This window comes from Saccharothrix hoggarensis (assembly GCF_052936025.1).
This window is the reverse complement of sequence record NZ_CP193624.1, coordinates 878,983-902,365: the sequence shown is the minus strand read 5'-3', so window position 1 is coordinate 902,365 and position 23,383 is coordinate 878,983. Positions and strand designations below refer to the sequence as shown.

Here is a 23,383-nt window from a genome sequence, read left to right as displayed (position 1 = left end):
GGTGCCTCGCCGGTCACGCGGTCGGCATCACTGGGGCGCCACCGGGAACGGGTTGGGCTTGCACACCTTGCCGTCCGCCGCCACGGCCGCGCGGTCGCCGCCGGGGACGGAGTTGAGCTGCGCGACGTAGTCGTTGGCCACGCCGAAGGACTGCTGCATCATCACGGGGGCGAAGCCGCCCTCGACCGCGCAGCCCACGTGGCCGTTGCCCAGGGCGTGCCCGACCTCGTGGTTGATGGCGTAGGTCCGGTAGCCGCTGATGTCGTTGCCGTAGGCCTTCGCGCCGCGCACCCAGCGGGCCGTGTTGATGATCACCCGGCCGCTCGCCCGGTGCCAGCACGACGCCTCGAACTGGATCGAGAACCCGCACACCGCGTGGGCGGTGTTCGTGGTGGTCAGGGCGATGGTGAAGTCGACGTCGCCGCTGTCGACGCGCTGCAGCGCGGCCGTGCCGGTGCCGACCCAGCTGCGGGGGTCGGACAGGAACCCGTCGATCGTCCGGGCGAACGCCTCCCGGTCCCCGCCGTAGTCGCCCGGCTCGACGCCGTCCTCGATGGCGATGGCGTACCGGTACAGCTTCCCGGTGCCCGCCTGCGCGGTGGTGCCGGGGATCACCGCGAACGTGCCCGAGCCCTGCTCGGAGAACTTGGGGCCGTCCGGGAGCTGCGCGGTCGGGAAGTTCTTCAGGTCGATCTCGACCGGCGGCTTCTCGGTGGCCTCGGGCGGGCCGGGCGTGGTCGTCGGCGCGGCGGCGCCGGCCTGGTCGGTCGGCGCGCCGGCGCCCGGGTCGTTGCCCGTCGTCGGCGCGGTCGTGTCCAGCACGACCAGGGCCGTGAGCACGAGCAGCACCGGGATGGCGTAGATGCGCCAGCCGTAGTTCGCGATGAGGCCCTTGACGCCTCGGCGGCGTTTGCGGGGCTTGCGGCCGGTCGGTTCCCAGGACGCGGCCAGCGGCTCCGCGCCGGTGCGGCGCGCGCCGCGGCGGTAGCGGTCTTCGGACAACGGCGGCCGGTCACCCGAGGACGGCGCCGTGTCGCGCTCGCCCTGCGACGTCCGGTTCACGGCAACCAGGGTGCCACAACCCCGACCTCGGGGCGGACTCCGGTGACCTGCGCATCACCGACCGGCTGAACCTGTCCGGGACCCGTCCGCGGGGGTCCTGGCGGTCACCACGCGCCCCGGTCGGCCGCCTCCCACATGCCCAGCACGGCGCGCGCCACCGAGACGGGCCGCTCCATCTGCGCCACGTGCCCGGTCCGCGGCAGCACGAGCAGCCGGCCGCGCGGCACGAGCCGCGCCACCCGCGGCGCCTTCCGGACGCTGACCAGCCGGTCCTCGGCGCCCCACACGACCAGCGTCGGCGCGGTCACCTTCGGCGCGAGCACCCACATCGATTTCGACCGCGGCACCAGCCACGTCCGGATCAGGTCGACCGTGCTCCGGCTCAGCGCGTCGCCCGCCCACGCCTGCGCCGACCGCTCGGTGTACTCGTGCTCGCTCTGCTCGATCCGGTGCGGCGGCACCGACGTGGGGTCCGCGAAGCACAGCCGGAGCATCTGGTGGGTGCGCTCCCGCGGCGTGACGGCGGCCAGCTGGGCCCGCACCCGCGCGCCCACGACCGGCAGGAACGCGAGCGGCAGGCGCGGGTCGGACACCCGGCGCAGGCTCGGCCGCAGGTCCGGCACGGCGGGCGAGACCAGCGTCAGCGTCCGCACCAGGTCCGGTCGGGTGGAGGCGACGATCAACGTGATCGCGCCGCCCATCGAGTTGCCGAACAGGTGCACCGGACCCGTGCCGAGCGACTCGATGTACTCGGTGACGATCCGCGCGTGCGTGCTCATCCGGTAGTCGTAGCCGTCGATCGGCTCGGAGCGGCCGAACCCCGGCAGGTCCAGCGCGTGGCCGTCGACGCGCTCGCGGAGCTGCGCGGCCAGGTCGGTCCAGTTCGTCGCCGAACCGCCCAGTCCGTGCACGTAGACCGCCGTCGACTCGGTCGGCCCGGGGGTGCGGCGGACGTGCACGCTGTGCCCGGCGAGCTCGACGTAGTCACCAGGCCACGGCTGGATCGTTGTGTCCAGCGGGGGTAGTGGCGCGGCGGACAGCGGCACGTGGGTGATGGCGGTCCTGCGCGCCTCCAGCGTCTCGGTCACGACCCCAGGATGCCTGCCCGGGCGTCCTACGAAACGAGAAGCTTTCCCGGAACGCTGCTACCAGCGAGTAAGGTTGCCGACGAGCCTGGGAGGGCAACCCCTTTCCGGTTCCGCGATGCGATTGGTTGGCTGGAGGCACCATGACGGAGACGGCCCAGACTGCGGTCGGGCACCACGGCGGCGCGGCGGGGCGGGGTGTACGGCTCCCACGCACCGCTCGACGTGCCCAGTTGCTGGCCGCGGCGCAGGACGTGTTCGTGACCAACGGCTACCACGCCGCCGCGATGGACGAGATCGCCGAGCGCGCGGGCGTCAGCAAGCCGGTGCTCTACCAGCACTTCCCCGGCAAGCTCGAGCTGTACATGGCGCTGCTGGAGTCCCACGTGGACGAGCTGGTGAACCGCGTGCGCGGCGCGCTGGCGTCCACGACGGACAACAAGCAGCGGGTGAAGGCCGCGGTGGCCGCGTTCTACGACTTCGTGGACGGCGAGGGCCAGGCGTTCCGCATGGTGTTCGAGTCGGACCTGCGCGGCGAGCCCGCGGTGGCGCGCGCCGTGGAGCGGGCGACGACCGACAGCGTGGACGCCATCACCGACACGATCACCTCGGACGCCGGTCTCGACGAGCACCGCGCCCGCCTGCTGGCGGTCGGCCTGGTGGGGTTGTCGCAGGTCACGGCCCGAGCGTGGCTGGCCGACGACCGCAAGCTCGCCAAGGAAGACGCCGTCGCGCTGATCTCCAACCTCGCCTGGCGGGGCATCGGCGGCGGCTTCCCGCTGCAGCACTGAGCCGACCACTCCAGACCTGCGAGGCCCGTGAGGCCGCGTCGGTCGTTCCCGCCCCGTTCTGCGGCGATCACGTTTTTCGATCGTCGCAGAACGGGGCGGGAACGACCGACTTCCAGGCGGCCGAGCCGCGACGCCGGAGGCGGCGCAATCCAACACGGCGCGATCCAACACAGCAGTCACAGCAGTGCGCGAACGTGTGCTGCGACTTCCCCCGCCCTCTCCAACGGCAGCATGTGGCCCGCCCCCGGGTAGATCGTCAGCTCGGCGTGGGGCAGTTCGTCCGCCAGCACGCGCGCGTGGCGCAGTGGCGTCAGCCGGTCCTCCGTGCCCGCCAGCACGACCGACGGGACGCCGGCGAGCTCCGCCAGGGCCTTGCGCCGGTCGTGGTCGTTCAGCGAGTCGCGGAAGCCGACCATGCTCACCGGGTGGCAGCGGCCGACCATGGCCGCCGTCAGGGCGACGTGCCGCCACGACGGCCGGCGCCCGAACAGCAGCCACCGCAGCCCCGGCCGGGCGACCTCGGTGCGCTTCAGCAGCTCAGGACGCCGGAACCGGGCGATGCGGCGGTTCACCAGCTTCTCCCCCGCCAGGAACGCCCGGCCGGCGGCGCCGGGCAGGCCCAGCGTCGAACCGGCAAGTTCACCCGATGAGGTGGCGACCAGGGCGACGCCGGCGACGCGGTCGAGCAGCGAGGGGTGCTGCTCGGCCAACGCCATGATCGTCATGCCGCCCATCGAGTGCCCGGCCAGCACGATCCGGCCGGTGGGCACCCGGGCCGCGATCAGCTCGGCCAGGTCGTCCGCGCACCGCTCGATGGTGGCCGTGCCGACCGGCGCGGGCGCCGACCGGCCGTGACCGCGGTGGTCGTACCGGAGCACGCGGCCCGGCAGCCCGGCCGCGACGAGGTCCCACGACGTGTGGTCCAGCGTCCAGCCGTGCAGCAGCACGGAGGTCAGCGCGGCGTCGACCGGCCCGGTGTCCACGACGTGCAGCGCGGTGCCGTCCGACGTGACGAACCGGTGGTCGACGTCCGAGGGCGCGCCGGCGCGGCTCATCCGAGCAGGAACGACCGACGCCATGCCCGCATCCCCGGCTTGCCGACCAGGCCCACCTCGTCCAGGAACTTCATGATCCGCTCGCCCGACCAGCGGATGGTCTCCTGCCAGTGCGGGTTGCCCAGCGCGGCCTTGTGCGCCTCGTCCTCGTCCAGCCCGACGGCCGCGTAGACGTCCGGGTTGATCAGCGACCGGGTGATGAACATGGACGTGGTCGCGATGAGCCAGCGCTGGTACCCCAGCTCCTTCCTGGTCAACGTCTCCATGCCGCGCACGACCTCCTCCCGCGCGAACCGGACGTGCCGCGCCTCTTCGAGCACGTGGATGCGGTTGACCATGCGCACGAGCGGCTGCACGGACTCGTCGGCCATCGTCTCGCGCTGCAACCGGTCGAGGACCTCCTCGGCGACCAGGATCGAGCCGTAGAGCGCGGGCCCGTAGCCGATCACCGGGAGCGCCTTGCCCAGGTGGTAGACGTGCCGGCGGGGGCCGTAGGGCGGGCAGCCGATCCGCTCGACCATGCGCGCGAACATCGTGGAGTGCCGGCACTCGTCGGCGATCTCGGTCAACGCGTACTGCGCGTGCTTGGTCGTCGGGTCGGACCGGTAGACCTCCTTCAGCAGCATCTGCATCAGGAGGATCTCGAACCACAGGCCGACGCTGGCGATGCTGGCGACCTCGTGCCGGGACAGGTCGACGCGCTGGTCCGGCGACATCCGGTCCCACAGCTCGGTGCCGTAGAGGGAGCAGCGGTGCTCCGGGGTGTACCTCAACCCGTCGACGAGCGGCGCGGCCCAGTCGATGTCCACCTCGGGGTCGTAGAACTTGTCAGCCGAGGAGTTGAGCAGCCGTTCGGCGGTCTTCTCGCGGTCCGCCACCTTCAAGGTCCTCGTCATCGGGTCCCTCCCCGGATATGTGCTACTTGAGGTAACAGTTACTTCTGGTAGCGTGCTTCACATGGCTCGAACTGTCAAGGGCGGAACGGACGCCCGCCGGGAACGGTGGAAGGGGCACCGCGAGGCGCGGCGCGCCGAATTCGTGGAGGCCACCATCCGCGCCGTCGCCCAGCACGGCCCGGACGTGGGGATGGACGAGATCGCCGCCGAGGCGGGCGTCAGCAAGCCGGTGCTCTACCGGCACTTCGCCGACAAGTCGGACCTGTACCTGGCGGTCGGGCAGCGCGGCACCGAGATGCTCATGGACAAGATGGGGCCGGCCCTCGGCCACGACGGGCCGATCCGCGAGCGCATCAAGCGCATCGTCGACGCGTACCTGTCGGTGATCGAGGAGCACCCCAACCTGTACCGGTTCGTGGTGCGCAAGTCGTTCACCGACCGGCCGGTGGAGCAGGACGTCGTCACCGAGGACAAGCAGATGATCGCCAACACCCTGGCGCGCCTGCTCGGCGACTACCTGCGGGCGTTCGGCATGGACTCCGGCGGCGCCGAGCCGTGGGCGCACGCGCTGGTCGGCATGGTGCAGAACGCGGGCGACTGGTGGCTCGACCGGCAGTCGATGACGCGGGCGGGCCTCAGCGACTACCTGACCACGATCATCTGGCACGCCATCGACGGCCTGCTGCGCTCCGCGGGCGTGGAGCTGGACCCGGACGCCCCGCTGACCACCGACCTGCCCGACACCGCACGTCCCACCGCCGGACCGGCGGACGGGGCCCGGCTGCGCATCGTCAACGGCGAGGAGGCGTGATGTCCGACGAGCAGGAGCACGAGCACGACGAGGACGGGTACACCGGCGCGGCGGTGCTGGTGTTCGACGAGCGGGAGGTGCCGGTGAGCGTCGAGCTGCGCGGCTTCTTCCAACCCATCGACGGCCGCTACCACTGGTACGGCCGGGTCGGCGCGAACGACGAGGTCACCGAGCTCGTGGAGGGCGGTGCGCGGACCGCGCTGCTGCGCACCCCCGACGGCACGGCGACCGGGTCGCTCACCGACCCCGACCCCTGGCGGCGCTACCGGGTGGCGGGGACGTCCACCCCGCCGTTCCCGGTCGGCTGACCGGGGGGAGAAAACGCGGAAGGGGCACCCGATCGGGTGCCCCTTCTCGTGCCTGCTGCCGGCGGCTCGGCGCGGACGCTCAGTCGCCGGAGACGAAACCGACCCGGCGGGCGTCGCTCGGACCGATCTCCACGTAGGCGATGCGCGCCGCGGGCACCACGTAGCGGGCGCCCTTCTGGTCGACCAGCACGAGCTGCCCGGAGCCCGCCTTCAGCGCGTCCGCGACCTGCGCCTCGACCTCTTCGTGGGTGAGCCCGCTGGACACCACGAGCTCCCGCGGGCTGTCCGCGATCCCGACCCTGACCTCCACGCTGACCTCCGTGCGGCGTTGATGGCTTTCGAAGCAACCCTAGCCGAGACCGAGCGCCGACATGCGCCGCGTGTGGCTCTGCTGGAGGCGGCGGAACAGCGCCGCGATGCCGGCGAGGTCGCCCGAGCCGCGCACGATCAGCTCCGCGAGCCCGTCCCGCTCCGCCACCACGTACTGGGCCTGCGTCAACGCCTCGCCGAGCAGCCGGCGGCCCCACAGCGTCAGCCGGTCGCGCAGCTTCGGGTCGGTGTCGCAGGCGGCCTGGACTTCGCGCTCGGCGAACGCCGAGTGGCCCGTGTCGGCCAGCACGGCGAGCACGAGCTCCTTGGTCGGCTCGTCCAGCCACTCGGCGACCTCGCGGTAGAAGTCGGCCGCCAGCCCGTCGCCCACGTAGGCCTTGACCAGCGATTCCAACCACGACCGCGGCGCGGTGGAGGCGTGGAACGCGTCGAAGCCCGCGGCGAACGGCCGCATGGCCTCCTCCAGCGAGTGGCCGCGGTCGGCCAGGTACTGCTCCAGCAGCGCGTAGTGGCCGATCTCGGCCGCCGCCATCTGCGACAACGCGGCCCGACCGGCCAGCGTGGGCGCGGTCCGGGCGTCCTCGGCCATCCGGTCGAACGCCGACAGCTCGCCGTACGCGAGCGCGCCCAGCAGGTCCACGACGCCCTCGGGCACCTGGCCCGCCTGGCCCGTCACCACCGCCTGACCCGCCGCTCCATCCACTCCTGGGTCGCTCATACCGGGGAGCCTAGCCGGGTGTCCTTCGCAACACCCCAGGCACGCGTGCCGGCACCCGTGCCCGGTGTTCCAGCCCGATCGGCCTAGTCGACGGGTAGACTCGACACTTGACGCCCGGCGCGGCGCGGCCCAGTGGGGGCTCGCAGCGGTGCCGAAGGCTGAACTGCGGCGGCACCGTGCCGTCAGGAGAGGGTGCGCGCACACACCTCGCCGGCCCTTCCCGCGACCCGCCCGGCCCCTTGCGACGGCCCGGTGGCGGTGACGCGGTCGAGCGGCCCGTACAGGCCGTGGCGCGCTTGGTACGAGAGAGGCGATCATCCTGACCGCGACAAACGAAGACACCCACGTCGACCCGGTGGCGTTGGAGCACAGCGAGGCGGGGGTGCCCGCCGAGGACACGTCCCACCCGCTCGTGGCCGACGCGCCCGTCAAGCCCGACTCGCCCACGTTCGGCGAACTGGGCGTGCGCGAGGAGATCGTGCGCTCCCTGGCCGAGGCCGGCATCCACCGCACGTTCGCCATCCAGGAGCTGACCCTGCCGCTGGCGCTGGCCGGCGACGACGTCATCGGCCAGGCCCGCACGGGCACCGGCAAGACGCTGGGCTTCGGCATCCCGCTGCTCCAGCGCATCGTCACGCCCGGCGACGGCACGCCGCAGGCGCTCGTCGTCGTGCCGACGCGCGAGCTGTGCCTGCAGGTCACCCACGACCTGACCGACGCGGCGAAGCACCTCAACGTGCGCGTGCTGGCCATCTACGGCGGCCGGCCGTACGAGCCGCAGATCGCGGCGCTCCGCAAGGGCGTCGACGTGGTCGTCGGCACGCCGGGCCGCCTGCTCGACCTGGCCGAGCAGCGCCACCTGGTGCTCGGCAAGGTCCGCGGCCTGGTGCTGGACGAGGCCGACGAGATGCTCGACCTGGGCTTCCTGCCCGACATCGAGCGCATCCTGCGCATGGTGCCCGACGAGCGGCAGACCATGCTGTTCTCGGCGACCATGCCCGGCCCGATCATCACGCTGGCGCGCACGTTCCTCAACCAGCCCACGCACGTGCGGGCGGAGGAGAACGACGCGGGCGCGATCCACGAGCGCACCGAGCAGTTCGTCTACCGGGCGCACGCGCTCGACAAGTCGGAGTTGCTGGCCCGCGCGCTCCAGGCCCGCGAGCGCGGCCTGTCGATGGTCTTCACCCGCACCAAGCGCACCGCCCAGAAGGTGGCCGACGACCTGGTCGAACGCGGTTTCGCCGCGGCGGCCGTGCACGGCGACCTCGGTCAGGGCGCGCGCGAGCAGGCGTTGCGGGCGTTCCGCTCCGGCAAGATCGACGTGCTGGTGGCGACGGACGTCGCGGCCCGCGGCATCGACGTCGAGGGCGTCACGCACGTGATCAACTACCAGTGCCCCGAGGACGAGAAGACCTACGTGCACCGCATCGGCCGCACGGGTCGCGCGGGGCGCACGGGTGTCGCGGTCACGCTGGTCGACTGGGACGAGATGCCGCGCTGGAAGATGATCAGCGACGCGCTCAACCTCGGCAAGCCCGAGCCGGTGGAGACGTACTCGACGTCCGACCACCTGTTCGCCGACCTCGACATCCCGGCGGGTTCGACCGGCCGGCTGCCGCTGGGCCAGCGCACGCGCGCCGGCCTGGACGCCGAGCCCGAGGAGAACCTGAAGGGCGAGAAGAAGACGCGCAAGCGCCGGCGGACGGGACGTGCCGGCGGTGACGCGGCCCCGGCTCCGGAGACCAGCACCAGCGCGGGTAGCAGCAGCAGCACGACGGGCTCCGGCTCGGGCGAGGAAGGCGGCACGCGGCCGCGTCGCCGTCGCCGCAGCCGCGCGGGCGTCACGTCGGGCGAGAACGGCCAGAACGGCACGTCGGCCGAGGTCACGGCAGGTGCTTCGGCCACCGGGTCGACGTCGTCGGCCGCGCCGTCGGCCGAGTCCGGGCCGTCCGGTGCGGCGTCTTCGGCTGAGGGCGAGCGCCCCCGCCGGCGCAGGCGTCGCCGCACGACCGGCGCCGGCGAGACGGGCGAGTCCGCCCCCGCCGAGTAGGGGCGATCGTGGTGGGCAGCGCGGTCCGAGCGCTGCCCGGCCCGGTGGACCTCACACCGACCTGTTCCCCGTGGTGGCAGCATGTCGCAGACTGAACGCGAGAGATCACCGACCATCGGGAGCCGGGCAGTGGGCCAGCCGGAGCAGGCGGAGTCGAACGGGCAGGTCGTCCTCGACGAGGACGTGCTGGCGGAGCCCCTCGAGTCGCCGGACGACGACGACGCGGAACCGCTACCGGCCCGGTCGTTCCGCACCAGGCGCGACTTCGTCGGGCTGGCGCTCGTCCTCGTCGGCGTGCTGGTCGCGAGCCTGGTCCTGTGGCTGACCAGCGACGCGCGCAACACCACCAGCGTCACCGGCCCGTCCGAGATCACCCCGCTGCAACCGGCCACCGAGATGCCGCCGTCGCTCTCGGAGGTCTGGCGCGCGCCCAGCGGCGCGACCCCCGTCCCGGTGAACCTCGACTCGGTCGTGGTCACCGCCGACGGCGGCGAGGTCGTCGGGCACGACGCGCTCACCGGCGACGTCCGCTGGCGCTACGCCCGCGACTGGCCCCTGTGCACCGTCACCACGGCCTGGGGCCGGGTGTTCGCGGTGCACCGCAAGGACACCAACTGCTCCGAGGTCACCACCCTCGAACTCGCCTCCGGCAAGCGCGGGCCGCAGCGCAACGGCGACGCCGAGCTCGGCACGCGCCTACTGAACGAGGGCTCGCACGTGCTCACGACGGGTGAGACGTTCGTCGAGGTCTACCGCCGCGACGACCTCGTCCGCTCGCTGGAGTACGGCACGCTGCGCGCGATCGTGAACCCGGGCAAGCAGCCGCGCACCGGCTGCACCTACGGCTCGTTCGCCGTCACCGCCGGCAAGATCGCGCTGATCGAGCGCTGCCCCGCGCTCGACCCGTCCGACCGGCTCACGGTGCTGAAGCCGAACCCGGAGAAGTCCGACGAGCCGCAGGTCCTCACCACCGCCGTGATCGGGGAGAAGGGCGCCCGGGTGATCGCGGTGACCGCGACCCGCGTCGCGGTGGCCGTGCCGAACCGGATCGTGGTGTTCGACGCCGAGACCGGCTCCCTGGTCACCAGCCACCCCGTGGACGTCGGCGCGGAGGAGCTGGCGGGCGACCCGCCCGGCCGCGTCGCGTCGACGTTCACGAGCACCGCGAACGTGTACTGGTTCACCGGCTCGAAGACGGTGGCGCTGTCGCCCGCCGAGCTGAACCCGCTGTGGACGGCGAACGACACGCTCGGCCCCGGCACCACGCTCGCCGGCCGGCTGCTCGTGCCCGTGACGGACGGCCTCAAGGTGCTCGACCAGGTCACCGGCCAGGAGGTCGGCGCGATCCCGGTGGACCGCGACGGCCACACCGGGCCGGTCGAGATGGCCACCGAGGGCACCGTGGTGCTGGAACAGCGGGGCGGAACGCTCGTCGCACTGCGGTAGGCGCAGTGCGGTGGGCGCGCGGAAGTAGGCGCGCTGTCGTGGCCGCGCTGCGGTAAGGCGTCACGCGCCGGCACCCCGAGTGGGGCAGACTGCGAACGTGCACTCGCAGTTCAGCCCGCACCGCGCGGAACGCGTGGACCTGCCCGGCCGACACGGACCGATCGCCGCGCTGCGCGCGCCCGCCGCCGGCTCGGACCTCGGCGCGACCGCGTTGCTGCTGCCCGGCTACACCGGGTCCAAAGAGGACTTCGCGCCCCTGCTCGACCCGATCTCCGACGCGGGCATCGAGGTCGTGGCCGTCGACCTGCCCGGCCAGTACGAGTCCGTCGGCCCGGTGGCGGAGTCCGCCTACCGGCCGGCCGAGCTGGGCGCGGTGATGGCGGAACTGGTGGCGAAGCTGGCCGCCGAGGGCAGGCGCGTGCTGCTGCTCGGCCACTCGTTCGGCGGGCTCGTGGCCCGCGGCGCGGTGCTCGCCGGCGCGCCCGTGTCGGGGCTGACGCTGCTCGCGTCCGGCCCGTCGGAGCTGCCGCCCGGCGCCCGCCGCACCGCCCTCGACTACGGCGAGGTCGTGCTCCGCGAACAGGGCATCGAGGCGTCGCAGCAGGTCAACGAGACCCGTCAGGCGTTGCAACCGCGGTGGCGGCTCATCCCGCAGGAGCTGAAGGACTTCTACCGCGAGCGGTTCGTCCGGTCGTCGCCCGCGGGGCTGCTCGGCATGGGCTCGGCGCTGCGCACCGAACCCGACCTGGTCGCGAAGCTGGCCCGCGTCACCCGGTCGTCCGGCATCCCGTGCCTGGTGGTGTGCGGTGAGCTGGACGACGCCTGGTCGGCGGCGAGCCAGCGGGACATGGCGGAACGGCTGGACGCCGACTTCGCCGTGCTGCCGGGCGCGATGCACTCGCCCAACACCGAGGTGCCCGACGCGCTCCTGGCGACCCTGCTGCCGACCTGGCGCGCCTGGCTCTCCTGACCGGAGCACCACCCCCGCCCGGTCGGGATCAGCGGGTCAGGCCCACCAGAAGAACCACAGGACCGCCGCGGCCAGCAGCACGACCACCGCGCCGCACACCCCGACGACCCAGCCGCGGCGCCGGTCGGCCACGACCTGCGCCACCACCGCGGCGACCGCCGCCACCACGTGCCACGCCACCACGTCCAGCCCTGGCCCGGGCAGGTCCTGGCTGCCCGCGTACACCTGAACGCCGATCATCGCCAACGCCAGCAGCGCCAGGCCGACGGCAAGCGCGCCGCTGACGCCCCGCCACGCCCGGGCCGGGCGTGCTTCGCGTCTGCTGTCCACGATCGTCACCCGGCCAACTCTACGGCGCGAGCAGCGCCCACGGGTCGATCGTCGGCGCCGCCCGCTGCCCCTCCGGGCAGGAGCGGCGGAAGTCACACCACGTGCACTGGTTCCCGGTGCGCGGCGGGAACAGGATCTCCGGGTCACCGCCCGCGGCGAGGGTGTCCGTGGCGAGCGCCAACTCGTCCGCCGCCTCCTCGGCCCGCGACACGTGCCGGGCCAGGCTCTCCTCGGTGTGCTCCCACACCGCCACCGTGCCCGACGGCAGGTGGTGCAGCTCCACCCGGTAGCACGGCTTGCGCAACGTGCGGCGCGCGGCCAGCGCGTACAGCGCCAACGCCTGCGAGCCCCGCGCGTCGTCCACGGTCAGCGCGTGCCGGCCGGTCTTGTAGTCCACGATCACCAGTTCGCCGTCCCGCAGGTCGATGCGGTCGACCCGGCCCTCGGCGACGATCTTCGACGTCGGCGTGGACACCCAGCGCTCGATGCCCACCGGTTCGATCGAGGTGTCCAGCTCGGTGACGTAGTCGCGCACCCAGCCCACCGCCCGGTCCCGGTAGACGGCCGCCTGCTCGGCGTCCCGGAAGCCCTCGCTCTTCCACTGCCGGTGCAGCAACGCCACCGCCTGCTCCGGCGTGCGGCGCTCGGCGGGCAGGTCGAACAACGCCTTCAACGCGTTGTGCACCACCGCGCCGAGCGTGTTGTGCGCCCACGCCCCACCACGCGGCGGCGACGGCCGGTCGAGGTAGGCCATGCGGAAGCGGCGCGGGCAGTCGGCCCACGTGGCGAGCTTCGCCGGAGTCACCCGCACGAGCTTCTTCGGCATCGCGCCGAAGTCGAACCCCAACTGTTCCTGCACAGGTCCACGCTACCGATCTATCTGCCGCTGCTGTGCACATGGCACCGCCTCCGGCGTCGCGGCTCGGCCGCCTGGAAGTCGGCAGCTCGCGACCGATCCCGCGACGATCGAAAAGCGTGATCGCCGCGGGATGGGCCGCGAACTACCGACGCGGCCGTGCACATGGCCGCTGCTCCGCAGACGGCGGCTCGGCCGCCATGAAGTCGGCAGCTCGCACCTGATCCGCCGGCGATCGAAGAGCGTGATCACCGGCGGATGAGGTGCGAACTACCGACGCGGCCTCGCGGCGGTGGGGTGGGTGGTGGCTAGCCGACCAGGATCTTGCAGCCGGTGGCTTTGTCGGCCAGGGCTTCCAGGGCCTCGGGGGCGGTGGTCTCCGCGCCGAGCTTCACGGTCTTGTTGGTGCCGTGGTAGTCGCTGGAGCCCGTCATCACCAAGCCCAGGTCGTTCGCCAGGCCGCGCAGCCGTGCCCGCGTCCCGGGGTCGTGGTCGGGGTGGTCCACTTCCACGCCCGCCAGTCCTTGGGCGGCCAGGTCGGCTAGCACCTGGTCGGTGACGATCGGGCCGCGCGACGTGGCGAACGGGTGCGCGAGCACCGTCACCCCGCCGGCTTCGGTGATCATCTCGATGGCCCGCGCGACGGGCGTGTCGGTCCGCGGCACGTAGTACCGGCCGCCGGTCAGGTAGCGGGCGAACGCCTCGTCCACCGTGCGCACCACCCCAGCCCGGATCAACGCCATCGCGAGGTGCGGGCGGCCGGCCGGCGCGTCGGTCGGCATCGCCGCCATCAGCTCGTCGGGGTCGATGGGGAAACCGTCGTCGACCATCCGCTCGGCCATCCGGCGCAGCCGGTGCCGTCGTTCGAGCCGCAGCCGGAGCTGCTCCTCGACCAGCGCGGCCGAGGTGTGGTCGTACAGGTAGGCGAGCAGGTGGACGGTGATGACCCGACCCCGGCCGTCGTCGGAGGCGCACGACAGCTCGGCGCCACGCACCAGCCGCAGGCCGGGTGGCAGCGCGTCGGCCGCCTCCGCCCAGCCGGCGGCGGTGTCGTGGTCGGTGAGCGCGACCGCGCTCAAGCCGGCGGCGGCCGCTGCCGCCACCAGCTCCGCGGGCGTGTCGGTGCCGTCGGACTCGGTCGAGTGGGTGTGCAGGTCGATGCGCACCCTGCCAGTCTCCACTACGGCCGAGTCCGCACCACGGCCGCGCCGCGGCTACGGCACCATCTTCTTGCCGCGCGCCGCCCGCTGCGCCTTGATCATCGAGAACCGCTCGGCCTGTGCCTTCTTGTCGCCGAAGGTCAACTCCGAGATGGCGTCGTAGACCTCCTCGGGGTTCGGCAGGTACTCGATCCGGTTGAGGGCCTGGATCTGACCGGCCGACTCCACGACCAGGGTGCCGAAGCCGAACATGCGCCCGAGCACCGAGCGCTCGTAGGTCAGGTCGGTGACCTTGCTGATCGGCATCATGGCGACCTTGGTCTCGAAGACCCCCGAGGAGATCATGAACCGCTTGTCGGTGACCACGATCCGCTCCACCCACCACTCCATGACGAAGTAGGCCAGCCTGAGCAGCACGAACAGCGAGGCGTACCAGAGGATGTTCTGGATGACGCCGGCGTTGTCGGGCAGCAGGTACGAGATCATCATCGCGCCGGCGAGCAGTGCGCCGGCTTCGAGGAGATCCCAGAGCAGACTGCTCCAGTGCCTGCGTACCCGGATGACCCGACGCTCCGTGGGGAGCAGGTACTCGTCGGGATCCCGTGGTGCGAACATGCCTTCGACCTCTCGCCGTCGGGGAGGAGCCGGGCGACTCAGAACAATTGTTTCACGAAGGTGATGAGCGCCTCAGCCGCCGTCCGCAGCGTCCCCAGGATGTCCTGCACGAGCTGAGCCGCCTGCTGTGGCTCCGCGATGAGGAAGAACAGGACCAAGCCGACCCCGGCGAAAGTGAGAATCTTCTTCAGATTCACGGTGATCAACCCCGTTCGCTACCGCACCCGTTTGGCGCCAGTGAAAACCGTTGTACCGCACTCCGCGACACGTCGGGAGATTTGTACCGCACTTGGGTCAGCGTCCTGCACCGCCAACCCGGTGTGACTACGCACGGTAAGCGTGACGGCCGAACGTGAGTCTCCGATCCGCCGTGTCGGCGGCACAGTCCATGACACGAACGGGCGACTGTTACTCGCAAGAGGGAGCAATCCCCCAGGTGAGGGACTGTGGCCGTGACCGGGCGGCCGAGTTGAGCCTGGCGAATCCGACGAAACCGCAATTGTGCGGTAACTAAGGAGGGAAACGGGACTCTCCGTGACCGTCGGGGAGTTGATCAGAACCGTCACCCGTCCGGCGCCACGGGGCGTCCACGTCATCCGCGACTGCGCCTGCCAGGTGCGATCGGGTGTGGTCCGAGCGGGCGACGACGCATCGGAGGTCCGATGGGCGGACGCTGCGATCTTGGCCACACTCCCACTGGCCGAGAAGGTCCACGAGGCCCTCGGGGAGCGCGGCCGTCGCCCCCGGCGCTGATCGACTTCGCCCGATCAGGCGAGCCAGACCAACCGCTGGCCGTGCGGCGCCGTGCGCGCCAGAACCCGCGTCGACCGCGGCCCGCCGTCCTCGAACCGGGTCAGCCCCAGCACGCCGAACGCCGCCTCGCCCGGCGCGGGCCGCAGGTCGTCCCGGCCCGGCAGCACGTGCGCCAGCGCCGCGTCGTACACCTCGTGGCTCAGCCACCACAGCGGCCGGTCCAGCGCGCCCAGCGCGCGCACGAACTCCTCGCCCGACAGGTACGGCAGCACGTTGCTGGTCAGCACGACCAGCGGCAGCTCGGCGGGCAGCCGGTCGACGGCCGCGGCGAGGTCCGCCACGGCGTCGCCGACGACCAGTTCCGGCGGCGACTTCCGCTGCACGGCCGCCGCCACGCCGAACAGCCGCAGCCGCTCCGGCTGGTCCGCCCACACGCACGCCTCCAGCCACGCGTACGTGTCCTCGTCGGTCAGGTCGGCGGGCGCCCGGTCCAGCCCCACCTTCGCCGCGATCTTCACCGCCTTGGGGATCTTCGGCAGCTCCGCGCCCGGCGCCAGCTCCACCGCGCAGTGCAGCCCGAGCGCCGCCTTGGCCGGACCGGCGACGAGCTGCCCGGCCTGCTCGGTCTGGTAGCGGTAGCCGTACTGGTCGAGGCCGAGCAGGAGGCCGGCGGAACAACCGACCTCCAGCAGCGCCACCGGACCCTTGACCTGCGCGAGCGCCGGGTAGAGGAGCGCGGCGCGGCGCACCTCGTTGGTCTGCGTGGTGCGGGTGGAGATCAGCGCCCGCATCCGGTCGGCCCGTTCCAGCACGAACCGGCGGAACACCGTCCACGTGTTGACGTCCGCGCCGTACGTGCCGCCCAACGACGGGTAGTAGTTCGACAGCTCGTGGTACGGCTCGGCCTGGAGCAGCCGGTGCGCCGCCGCCAGGAACAGGGTCGCGTGGGCGAACCGCTCCGGGGCGGCGGTCAGCAGACCGGCGACCTCCGGATCGTCGGCGGCGTGCGCGGCCAGGTGCTCGTAGAGCGGGGAGACGCCGCGCGCCTCCTCCCGGGCGAACCCGGCCAGTCGTTGCCGCACCAGATCCAGCGGGGTCACGTCACTCCTTCGTCCAACCGCCGGTTCAGCCGGCGGACGGTTCGGGCCTTCCCGGCTGCTCGCCACCGCGCGCCTCGCCGTAGGACCGCTTCGGCACCATCACCTTGCGGCGGAACACGCAGACGACCGTTCCATCCTGCTTGTACCCGCGGGTCTCGACGTACACGACACCGCGGTCGTCCTTGGACTTGGACGGCGTCTTGTCCAGCACCTCGGTCTCACCGTAGATGGTGTCGCCGTGGAAGGTCGGCTTGATGTGCTTGAGCGACTCGACCTCGAGGTTGGCGATGGCCTTGCCCGACACGTCCGGCACGGACATGCCCAGCAGCAGGGAGTAGATGTAGTTGCCGACGACGACGTTCTTGCCGAAGTCGGTGGTCTCCGCCGCGTAGTGCGCGTCCATGTGCAACGGGTGGTGGTTCATGGTCAGGAGGCAGAACAGGTGGTCGTCGTACTCGGTGACCGTCTTCCCGGGCCAGTGCTTGTAGACCGCGCCGACCTCGAACTCCTCGTAGTAACGCCCGAACTGCACCGCACGCCTCCGTTGGCTGGTGTTCCGTGTGATCGAGGTCCACCCCGACCGGGACGACAGTGTGAGCACCGGGGGAGTACCCTCGGCAACCGGTCTGTGAGCGACTACACCGCCGCGGACAACCGACCCCGAGGAGGTGAGGACTACCGATGAGTAACGACCCCCATCCTGCGAGTACCTCGCGCGTCCTCATCGGGGAGCCGGCTCTCACCAGCTAGGCCCAGCGGTACCGGTCGGGGACGTGCCGTCGTCGTTCGTCGATGTCGACGCCCCTGAACCGGAGGTCACCCGTGCCCAGCCTGCCCTCGCTCGGCGGCCTGAGAGGCCGCACGCCCGAACGCCCGTCCGTGCCCGTCCCCGTGCCGCTGTCGCACTACGTCGTGGACTGCGGCGTCTACGTCGACGGCAAGCGCCTGCCCGGCCGGTGGTCGCACACGGACGCGGTGGACGAGGTGCGCAAGCGCGGCGACGGCTTCGTCTGGATCGGGCTGCACGAGCCGGACGAGACGCAGATCCAGGGCATCGCCGACACGTTCGGGCTGCACGAGCTGGCCGTCGAGGACGCCGTGCACGCCCACCAGCGGCCCAAGCTGGAGCGCTACGACAACACGCTGTTCATGGTGCTCAAGACCGTGCGGTACGTGCAGAACGCGTCGCCCGACACGGCCAACGAGATCGTGGAGAGCGGCGAGGTCATGGTGTTCCTCGGCCGCGACTTCGTGGTGACGGTGCGGCACGGCAACCACTCCGGGCTGGCCGCCGTGCGGCGGGAGCTGGAGGAGGAGCCCGACCGGCTGCGCCACGGGCCGGCCGCGGTGCTGTACTCCATCGCCGACCACGTGGTCGACAACTACCTCGACGTGACCGACCACATCGAGGACGACATCGACCAGATGGAGGCGCTGGTCTTCCAGCCGCGCAGCCGGGTCAGCGCCGACCAGATCTACCTGATGAAGCGCGAGGTGCTGGAGCTGCGCCGCGCGGTGATGCCGCTGGCCGTGCCGCTGCGGCGGTTGGCGGAGGGCTACACGCCGCTGATCCCCGAGCAGGTGCGCTCGTACTTCCGCGACGTGGACGACCACCTCACCGAGGTGTCCGAACGCGTCATCAACTTCGACGAGCTGCTGACGACGCTGGTCAACGCCGTGCTGGCGAAGATCACGCTCCAGCAGAACTCCGACATGCGCAAGCTCGCCGCGTGGGTGGCGATCATCTCCGTGCCGACCATGGGCGTCGGCGTGTACGGCATGAACTTCGACTACATGCCGGAACTGCACTGGCGCTACGGCTACCCCCTGGTGATGGCCGTGATCCTCGTGGTCTGCCTGACGCTGTACCGAATATTCCGCCGGAACCAATGGCTCTGAGTCCGCTCAACCGCCCTTCTTCCGCGACGGAGTGTTCCGACATGACGAGGATGTTCACCAACCTGCGGTTCTGGATCGTCACGTTCCTCATCGGCTGGCTGGCCACCGTGACCCTGCTGATCGCCAACGGTGCTTGATCGCCGCTGCTCCGCGGACGGCGGCTCGGTCGCCCGGGAGTCGCGACCTCGCGGGCGCCGAACCCTCAGGTCCAGGGCGCGGTGTCCCACGTGAACGGGATGCCGTGGCCCGCGCCCGAGCCCAGGCGCAGCGAGACACCGGCGGGCCAGAGCTTCAGCAGGAGCTGGAACTCGTACGGGTCGGTCCGGTGGGTGCGGCGGGGTTCGTAGACGAGCAGCGCCAGCGGCGCCTGCGGGGTGGCGCGGGCGGCGGCGTCGGCGAGGATCGCGCGGCCCATCGCCCGGTCCGCCGGCGACGCGTACTGCCAGACCACCGAGTGCCACACGACGGTCAGCACGTCCCGCTCCGGCTGGGCCAGCTGGTCGGCCAGCCACTCGGGGCCGGTCGCCCGCTGGACCGGCACGGGGTCGAGGCGCGCGAGGTCGATCGCCGCCTGGAGGCGCCGGAACCGGTGGAGCTGGTCGGCCCAGACGAACGACGACAGGTGCAGCCGCCCGTCCTCGGTCGTCACGTCCACCGGGTCGAGGTCGCAGCCCGCGCGCCGGACCAGGCGCAGGGGGTGGCGGACGTCGACGGGCGGGCGGCCGGTCCACTTCGGGTCCAGCTCGAACGGGCTGCCGGGGTCGCCCGCCGCCACGCCGTCCACGACGTACGCGATGCGGTGCGGGCGCAGGTTCAGGCCGCCCGACGCGCCCACCTCGAGGAGCCGGACGGGGAACGTCGCCCGCCGGCCCGCCTCGGCGGCGGCCAGGTGGGTCGCGGTCTGGAGCCCGCCGAACAGGGGCGCGCTGCGGCCCGGCTCGTTGGTCTGCACGACCGTGGACGTGACCAGGAAGCGCAGTTCGTCGGCGTGCTCCTCCAGCACGGGCAGCGCGTCGTCCCACAGCCTGCCGAGATCGGGTTCGCCACCCACCGTCGGGTAGTGCCGGGCCAGCGCGGGCGCGCGCCCTTCGAGGACGAGCCGGTGCAGCGCGCCCGCGAACCGCAGGCCCGGCACGGTGCCGTGGCGGTCGCACTGGGCGCCCGCCATCACCCGCGCGGTGACGCCGCCGCGGGTCAGGTCGTCCGCCGCCGACACCAGCAGGGTGTGGGTGAGCGGGCTGTGGACCCGGCAGGCGCGCGACGCGTCGAGGAACAGCTCGGCGAGCACGGCACTGACGCTAACCCGATTTCCCTTGTGGGGCAGGAGGAGGACGGCGGGTTTCACCCCTTTCGCCGGCGAGGTGTCGCCGTCGGCCGAAGCGCTTAGGCTCGATGGATGCCGAAGGTGCTCGCGGTGGCCGACGAGGTCGTCGAGCAGCTGTGGACCGAGCAGGTGCGGCGGCACGACGTCGACCTCGTCGTGGCCGCGGGCGACCTGCCGTTCGACTACCTGGAGTTCCTGGCGAACGCGCTGGACCGGCCGTGCGTGTTCGTGCCCGGGAACCACGACGTCGACCTGACCGGTTATGCCAACGTGCGCGGCCTGTGGACGAAGGCGGGCATCCCCGCGCGGTGGCCCGGCCCGGCGGGCGCCGTGAACGCGGACGAGCGCGTGGTGGACGTCGCCGGGCTGCGGATCGCGGGACTCGGCGGGTCGATCCGGTACAGCGGCGGGCCGAACCAGTGGACCGAGCGGCAGCAGGCGCGGCGGCTGCGGCGGGTGCTGCGGACGGCCCAGTGGCGGCGGCTGCGGGACGGGCGCGGCGTCGACGTGCTGCTCACGCACTCGCCGCCGCTGGGCTGCGGTGACGAGCCGGACCCGCCGCACCGCGGGTTCGCGTGCCTGCACGACGCCGTGCGGCGGCTGCGGCCACCGCTCATGCTGCACGGGCACATCCACCCGCACGGCGCCGTGAAGGAGGACCGCGCGCTGGGCTCGACCCGCGTGGTGAACGTGGTGGGGTACCGGGTGCTGGACATCCCGGCCGACGACGGAGAGGGGGCGCGTCGTGCGCCGTGACACGGGTTTTCCGCAGGCCGACGCGGAGAACGACTTCCTGCGCGCACGTCGCCGGCAGGTGATGTCCCGGCTGTCGACGTGGCTGCGGCGCGAGCCGGACGACGTGAACATCACGCTGCCGTTCCACGAGGTCGTGGAGGCGCTGGGGATGCTCAGCGAACGGCGGCTGGGGCTGCGGACGATCCGGCTGGACTCGATCGTGGGCAGCGTGGACCGGACCCGTGACTTCGACCGCCGGTTCCGGCCGACGTCCGCGCGGGTGCGCGAGCGGTGGCAGCGGTTGGCGCTGGCCCAGCGGCGCGGCGAGCCCGTGCCGCCCATCGAGGTGTACCGGGTCGGCGACCTGCACTTCGTCCAGGACGGGCACCACCGGGTGTCGGTGGCGCACGCGTTGGGGCTGGAGGTCATCGACGCGTACGTGACGGAGGTCGTCACGCGGATCTCGGCGCACGGCATCCGGCACCGCGGCGACCTGATCGTGAAGGACTACCGGCGGCTGTTCCTGGAACGGGTGCCGTTGAGCGGGCAGGCGCGGGTGGCCGTGGTGCTGTCGGACCCGTGGGACTACGCCGGGCTGGGCGAGCACGTGGAGGCGTGGGGTTTCCGGCTGATGCAGGACGAGGGCGTGCTCATGGACCGGGCGACGATCGCGAAGCGCTGGTACGAGGAGGAGTACGTGCCGGTGGTGGGGATGCTGCGGCAGGCGGACCTGGTCGGCGACCGGACGGAGACCGAGGCGTACCTGTGGGTCGCCGCCGAGCGGTACCGCCTGATCCGCACGCACCGGTGGGACCAGGACGTCATCTCCACCCTCCGCTCGCGGACCCGGTGACGGCTACCGCTGGCTCTCCAGCCTCGGCAGGGGCCGGGCCTGGTCCATCACCCGGTCCGTGTAGCTGTCGAGCAGCCGCGTCGCGACCTGCTGGCCGTACCCGAGGATGACGGCCCACAGCAGCAGCGCCGCCTGCGACGCGACGCCGATGAGGCCGGTCGTCACGCCCGCGCCGAGCGCCAGGATGCCCACCACGGCCAGCGCGGCGCCCAGCAGCACCTTGATCAGGGCCTGGTAGCCGACCATGACGTACGGCGACAGGCTCGGCCGCCGGCGCAGGAGCAGCACGACGGCCGACAGCACCGCGCCGAACGCCCCGAGCACCTGCACGAGCCACACGTCCGTGCTCGCCGCGCCCTTGCCCGACGGGCACACCGTCGGCAGCTTCTCGGAGCCGACGCACATCGGGATCAGCCCCGGCTTCACCAGCCCGACGACGCCCAGCACGGTGTTGACGACGAACAGCACGGCGGAGGCGGCGATCAGCTTGTTCCGCAGCGCCCGCGACCCGGCGTGGGCGAAGTCGGACGCGTCGAACGCCGCCCGCAGCGCGTCCACGACGAGTTCCCGCTCGACGGCCAGCGGGTGCTCCCCCGGCCGCATCTCCTCCAGCGCGACGCGGCGCGGGTCGTGCTCGTGCAGGTTCTCGGCGACCCGTGCCTTGAGCCCCGGCAGCCGGCCCTGGAACCCGTTGCCGGCGGCCACGACCGCGATCTCCGCCTCGTGCACGGACCGCCAGGCGCGTTCGATGTGCCAGCCGGACCACCACGACGCCACCGTGCGCCACCGCGACTCCGTGCGGGTGATCATGTCCTCGACGACGGCGGCCTCCTGCTCGGCGACCGCCCGCCACTGCCGGCTCTCCAGGTCGAGGGGGTCGGGCGGTCCGAGCGCCGCGAGGTCGGCCCGGACGCGGTCCAGCCGCGACTGCACCACCAGCCGCCAGTCCGTGACACGAGGTGTGCGTGCGCCCATGTCCAGCATCGTGGCACCGGGTACCGACACCAAAGCGATCACCCGAAGGAGTGACCGGCGCGGAATCCGTTGGCAGACAGGTGATCCGCGGCCTCTCGGAGGGGAAGTGCCCACGCGAGGCGGCACTTCCCCGCGGCCGTCACGCCGTCCGGCCGGGCTCCACGAGCTCGCGCAGCCGCGGCGGCATGCGCTTCTCCAGGCCGAACGGTTCGAGGTGGGCTTGCAGGACGCCGTCGAAGGCCCGCTTCACGGAGGTGGTGTCCCAGGCGTCGCTCTCCAGGATCGGCTGCTTGAAGTACGGGTAGCCGACCAGGTGCAGCTGCCGGCCGTTGCACCGGACCACCTGGCCGGTGATGCCGTCGGCCGCGTCGCTGAGCAGGAACAGCACCAGCGGCGCGACCTTGCCGGGGGTGCGGTCGGCCGGGATGGCGCGCAGGGACCGCTCGGACTTCCACACCATCCGGGTGTGCGCGACCGGGCAGACCGCGTTGACCCGGATGTTGTCGCCCTCCAGGTCCAGCGCCCACGACGAGCTGAGCGACGCCACGGCGCCCTTGGTGGCGGAGTAGGTGGCGAGTTTGCGCTGACCGAGAAACGCGCCTGACGAAATGTTGACGATGGAACCGGAACCCTGCTCGCGCATCACGCGCATCGCCGCCATTCCGGTGAATATGACCCCCAGGAGGTTCACCTCGACGATGCGCCGGATCGATTCCGGGTCGTCCTCCCACGGCACTGTCTCGTAGTTCAGCCCGGCGTTGTTCACCAGGCCGTCGACCCGGCCGAACTCCGCCTGGCACATTCCCACGATCTTCTCGGCCTCGCTGGGATCGGCCACGGTGTGCGTGCTCGCCACGGCGCGCCCGCCGTACGACCTGATGTGCTCGGCCACCTGTTCTGCCTGGTCAGCGTCCACGTCGTTGACCACGACCGCCGCACCGGCCTGCGCCGCGTGCATCGCGTAGGCCTCGCCCAACCCACGCCCCGCCCCGGTGATCACGACTGCTTTTCCGTCAAGGATCCCCATCTCGCGCTCTTCTCTGTGCTCGGCGGACTCCCCTGCCCCGGCCCTTTACGGCCGGAGTCGTCACCGCCTTCGACCAGCGTGGGGATCGGCGGGAGTGACGGCGCGACAATTGCGGCGAGTTGCGTTCCTGCTGCGCTGAATGGCCTATGGAGTTCGTCCCCGCTGATGCTCCGGACTGGTCGGCAACGCGCCGCGACGTGCGCCGAAATGCCGGAGGGCCGCCCCGACGTG

Annotated in this window: 25 protein-coding genes; 9 read left to right on the top strand and 16 right to left on the bottom strand. The window is 72.2% G+C overall.

Features of this window, described 5'->3' with window-relative positions:
* Nucleotides 1-27: 27 nt before the first annotated feature.
* On the bottom strand, nucleotides 28-1,062 hold the full coding sequence (locus tag ACRAKH_RS04520; protein WP_447009644.1) for a DUF3152 domain-containing protein: 1,035 nt from the start codon (nucleotides 1,060-1,062) through the stop codon (nucleotides 28-30).
* Between the two features lie 104 nt (nucleotides 1,063-1,166).
* Complete coding sequence (locus tag ACRAKH_RS04515; protein ID WP_380726742.1) at nucleotides 1,167-2,150, bottom strand: alpha/beta fold hydrolase; 984 nt, start codon at nucleotides 2,148-2,150, stop codon at nucleotides 1,167-1,169.
* A 140-nt stretch (nucleotides 2,151-2,290) separates the two neighbouring features.
* Here ACRAKH_RS04515 and ACRAKH_RS04510 point away from each other — a divergent pair, with 140 nt between their 5' ends.
* On the top strand, nucleotides 2,291-2,938 hold the full coding sequence (locus ACRAKH_RS04510; RefSeq protein WP_158849269.1) for a TetR/AcrR family transcriptional regulator: 648 nt from the start codon (nucleotides 2,291-2,293) through the stop codon (nucleotides 2,936-2,938).
* Nucleotides 2,939-3,114: 176 nt separating this feature from the next.
* On the opposite strand, the gene ACRAKH_RS04505 is transcribed toward ACRAKH_RS04510, so the two are convergent.
* Entirely contained in the window at nucleotides 3,115-4,017 is a 903-nt protein-coding gene (locus tag ACRAKH_RS04505) for an alpha/beta fold hydrolase (RefSeq protein WP_380724029.1), read from the bottom strand.
* The gene (locus tag ACRAKH_RS04500) at nucleotides 3,990-4,889 is read right to left on the bottom strand and encodes an AurF N-oxygenase family protein (RefSeq protein ID WP_380724030.1); all 900 of its coding nucleotides are present in this window, start codon (nucleotides 4,887-4,889) and stop codon (nucleotides 3,990-3,992) included. Before ACRAKH_RS04500 ends, ACRAKH_RS04505 begins: the two co-directional genes overlap by 28 nt.
* A gap of 61 nt (nucleotides 4,890-4,950) precedes the next feature.
* Between ACRAKH_RS04500 and ACRAKH_RS04495 the strand changes: the two genes are divergently transcribed.
* Complete coding sequence (locus ACRAKH_RS04495; RefSeq protein WP_380724031.1) at nucleotides 4,951-5,700, top strand: TetR/AcrR family transcriptional regulator; 750 nt, start codon at nucleotides 4,951-4,953, stop codon at nucleotides 5,698-5,700.
* Nucleotides 5,700-6,008, top strand: coding sequence for a DUF4873 domain-containing protein (locus tag ACRAKH_RS04490; protein WP_380724032.1), 309 nt, complete (start codon nucleotides 5,700-5,702; stop codon nucleotides 6,006-6,008). The genes ACRAKH_RS04495 and ACRAKH_RS04490 overlap by 1 nt, the downstream gene beginning before the upstream one ends.
* A 79-nt stretch (nucleotides 6,009-6,087) precedes the next feature.
* Here the strand turns inward: ACRAKH_RS04490 and ACRAKH_RS04485 are convergent, their stop codons facing one another.
* Both ACRAKH_RS04485 and ACRAKH_RS04480 read right to left on the bottom strand, forming a co-directional pair.
* A complete protein-coding gene (locus ACRAKH_RS04485) occupies nucleotides 6,088-6,318 on the bottom strand; it encodes a DUF3107 domain-containing protein (RefSeq protein ID WP_380724033.1) in 231 nt (76 codons plus the stop codon).
* A gap of 39 nt (nucleotides 6,319-6,357) precedes the next feature.
* A complete protein-coding gene (locus ACRAKH_RS04480; RefSeq protein WP_380724034.1) occupies nucleotides 6,358-7,056 on the bottom strand; it encodes a ferritin-like fold-containing protein in 699 nt (232 codons plus the stop codon).
* Between the two features lie 355 nt (nucleotides 7,057-7,411).
* Here ACRAKH_RS04480 and ACRAKH_RS04475 point away from each other — a divergent pair, with 355 nt between their 5' ends.
* From ACRAKH_RS04475 to ACRAKH_RS04465, 3 genes are all read left to right on the top strand, one after another.
* Nucleotides 7,412-9,109, top strand: coding sequence for a DEAD/DEAH box helicase (locus tag ACRAKH_RS04475; protein ID WP_447009643.1), 1,698 nt, complete (start codon nucleotides 7,412-7,414; stop codon nucleotides 9,107-9,109).
* A gap of 81 nt (nucleotides 9,110-9,190) precedes the next feature.
* Nucleotides 9,191-10,555: an Rv3212 family protein gene (locus ACRAKH_RS04470; RefSeq protein ID WP_380724036.1), complete on the top strand. Its 1,365-nt coding sequence runs from the start codon at nucleotides 9,191-9,193 to the stop codon at nucleotides 10,553-10,555.
* A 97-nt stretch (nucleotides 10,556-10,652) separates the two neighbouring features.
* Nucleotides 10,653-11,525: an alpha/beta fold hydrolase gene (locus ACRAKH_RS04465; protein ID WP_380724037.1), complete on the top strand. Its 873-nt coding sequence runs from the start codon at nucleotides 10,653-10,655 to the stop codon at nucleotides 11,523-11,525.
* Between the two features lie 36 nt (nucleotides 11,526-11,561).
* On the opposite strand, the gene ACRAKH_RS04460 is transcribed toward ACRAKH_RS04465, so the two are convergent.
* The 7 genes from ACRAKH_RS04460 to ACRAKH_RS04430 form a co-directional block, all read right to left on the bottom strand.
* Nucleotides 11,562-11,864: a hypothetical protein gene (locus ACRAKH_RS04460; RefSeq protein ID WP_380724038.1), complete on the bottom strand. Its 303-nt coding sequence runs from the start codon at nucleotides 11,862-11,864 to the stop codon at nucleotides 11,562-11,564.
* Nucleotides 11,865-11,874: 10 nt separating this feature from the next.
* Entirely contained in the window at nucleotides 11,875-12,714 is an 840-nt protein-coding gene (locus tag ACRAKH_RS04455; RefSeq protein ID WP_380724039.1) for a RecB family exonuclease, read from the bottom strand.
* A 305-nt stretch (nucleotides 12,715-13,019) separates the two neighbouring features.
* The gene (locus tag ACRAKH_RS04450) at nucleotides 13,020-13,877 is read right to left on the bottom strand and encodes a PHP domain-containing protein (protein WP_380724040.1); all 858 of its coding nucleotides are present in this window, start codon (nucleotides 13,875-13,877) and stop codon (nucleotides 13,020-13,022) included.
* A 48-nt stretch (nucleotides 13,878-13,925) separates the two neighbouring features.
* A complete protein-coding gene (locus ACRAKH_RS04445; RefSeq protein WP_380724041.1) occupies nucleotides 13,926-14,486 on the bottom strand; it encodes a PH domain-containing protein in 561 nt (186 codons plus the stop codon).
* Nucleotides 14,487-14,524: 38 nt separating this feature from the next.
* The gene (locus tag ACRAKH_RS04440) at nucleotides 14,525-14,683 is read right to left on the bottom strand and encodes a hypothetical protein (RefSeq protein WP_380724042.1); all 159 of its coding nucleotides are present in this window, start codon (nucleotides 14,681-14,683) and stop codon (nucleotides 14,525-14,527) included.
* Between the two features lie 570 nt (nucleotides 14,684-15,253).
* The gene (locus ACRAKH_RS04435; protein ID WP_380724043.1) at nucleotides 15,254-16,339 is read right to left on the bottom strand and encodes a DUF2332 domain-containing protein; all 1,086 of its coding nucleotides are present in this window, start codon (nucleotides 16,337-16,339) and stop codon (nucleotides 15,254-15,256) included.
* A gap of 25 nt (nucleotides 16,340-16,364) precedes the next feature.
* On the bottom strand, nucleotides 16,365-16,904 hold the full coding sequence (locus ACRAKH_RS04430) for a MaoC family dehydratase (protein ID WP_380724059.1): 540 nt from the start codon (nucleotides 16,902-16,904) through the stop codon (nucleotides 16,365-16,367).
* A gap of 257 nt (nucleotides 16,905-17,161) precedes the next feature.
* On the opposite strand from ACRAKH_RS04430, the gene corA reads away from it, so the two are divergent.
* Nucleotides 17,162-18,238, top strand: a complete 1,077-nt coding sequence (gene corA / locus ACRAKH_RS04425) for a magnesium/cobalt transporter CorA (protein ID WP_380724044.1) — start codon at nucleotides 17,162-17,164, stop codon at nucleotides 18,236-18,238.
* Between the two features lie 202 nt (nucleotides 18,239-18,440).
* On the opposite strand, the gene ACRAKH_RS04420 is transcribed toward corA, so the two are convergent.
* Nucleotides 18,441-19,526 (bottom strand): DUF2332 domain-containing protein, encoded by a 1,086-nt coding sequence (locus ACRAKH_RS04420; protein ID WP_380724045.1) that lies wholly within the window; start codon nucleotides 19,524-19,526, stop codon nucleotides 18,441-18,443.
* A gap of 108 nt (nucleotides 19,527-19,634) precedes the next feature.
* Between ACRAKH_RS04420 and ACRAKH_RS04415 the strand changes: the two genes are divergently transcribed.
* A complete protein-coding gene (locus tag ACRAKH_RS04415; RefSeq protein ID WP_380724046.1) occupies nucleotides 19,635-20,318 on the top strand; it encodes a metallophosphoesterase family protein in 684 nt (227 codons plus the stop codon).
* Nucleotides 20,308-21,150, top strand: coding sequence for a chromosome partitioning protein ParB (locus ACRAKH_RS04410; protein WP_380724047.1), 843 nt, complete (start codon nucleotides 20,308-20,310; stop codon nucleotides 21,148-21,150). The genes ACRAKH_RS04415 and ACRAKH_RS04410 overlap by 11 nt, the downstream gene beginning before the upstream one ends.
* Before the next feature lie 3 nt (nucleotides 21,151-21,153).
* Here ACRAKH_RS04410 and ACRAKH_RS04405 read toward each other — a convergent pair whose 3' ends face one another.
* The gene (locus ACRAKH_RS04405) at nucleotides 21,154-22,125 is read right to left on the bottom strand and encodes a hypothetical protein (protein WP_380724048.1); all 972 of its coding nucleotides are present in this window, start codon (nucleotides 22,123-22,125) and stop codon (nucleotides 21,154-21,156) included.
* A 139-nt stretch (nucleotides 22,126-22,264) separates the two neighbouring features.
* Nucleotides 22,265-23,152: an SDR family NAD(P)-dependent oxidoreductase gene (locus ACRAKH_RS04400; protein ID WP_380724049.1), complete on the bottom strand. Its 888-nt coding sequence runs from the start codon at nucleotides 23,150-23,152 to the stop codon at nucleotides 22,265-22,267.
* Nucleotides 23,153-23,383: the final 231 nt, after the last annotated feature.

What these genes read in the sequence shown, in the direction of transcription:
- ACRAKH_RS04400 (WP_380724049.1), bottom strand. Translation starts at nt 23,152, where the DNA reads ATGGGGATCCTTGACGGAAAAGCAGTCGTGATCACCGGGGCGGGGCGT.
- ACRAKH_RS04510 (WP_158849269.1), top strand. Translation starts at nt 2,291, where the DNA reads ATGACGGAGACGGCCCAGACTGCGGTCGGGCACCACGGCGGCGCGGCG.
- ACRAKH_RS04470 (WP_380724036.1), top strand. Translation starts at nt 9,191, where the DNA reads ATGTCGCAGACTGAACGCGAGAGATCACCGACCATCGGGAGCCGGGCA.
- ACRAKH_RS04445 (WP_380724041.1), bottom strand. Translation starts at nt 14,486, where the DNA reads ATGTTCGCACCACGGGATCCCGACGAGTACCTGCTCCCCACGGAGCGT.
- ACRAKH_RS04490 (WP_380724032.1), top strand. Translation starts at nt 5,700, where the DNA reads ATGTCCGACGAGCAGGAGCACGAGCACGACGAGGACGGGTACACCGGC.
- ACRAKH_RS04500 (WP_380724030.1), bottom strand. Translation starts at nt 4,889, where the DNA reads ATGACGAGGACCTTGAAGGTGGCGGACCGCGAGAAGACCGCCGAACGG.
- ACRAKH_RS04415 (WP_380724046.1), top strand. Translation starts at nt 19,635, where the DNA reads ATGCCGAAGGTGCTCGCGGTGGCCGACGAGGTCGTCGAGCAGCTGTGG.
- ACRAKH_RS04480 (WP_380724034.1), bottom strand. Translation starts at nt 7,056, where the DNA reads ATGAGCGACCCAGGAGTGGATGGAGCGGCGGGTCAGGCGGTGGTGACG.
- ACRAKH_RS04405 (WP_380724048.1), bottom strand. Translation starts at nt 22,125, where the DNA reads ATGGGCGCACGCACACCTCGTGTCACGGACTGGCGGCTGGTGGTGCAG.
- ACRAKH_RS04505 (WP_380724029.1), bottom strand. Translation starts at nt 4,017, where the DNA reads ATGGCGTCGGTCGTTCCTGCTCGGATGAGCCGCGCCGGCGCGCCCTCG.
- ACRAKH_RS04495 (WP_380724031.1), top strand. Translation starts at nt 4,951, where the DNA reads ATGGCTCGAACTGTCAAGGGCGGAACGGACGCCCGCCGGGAACGGTGG.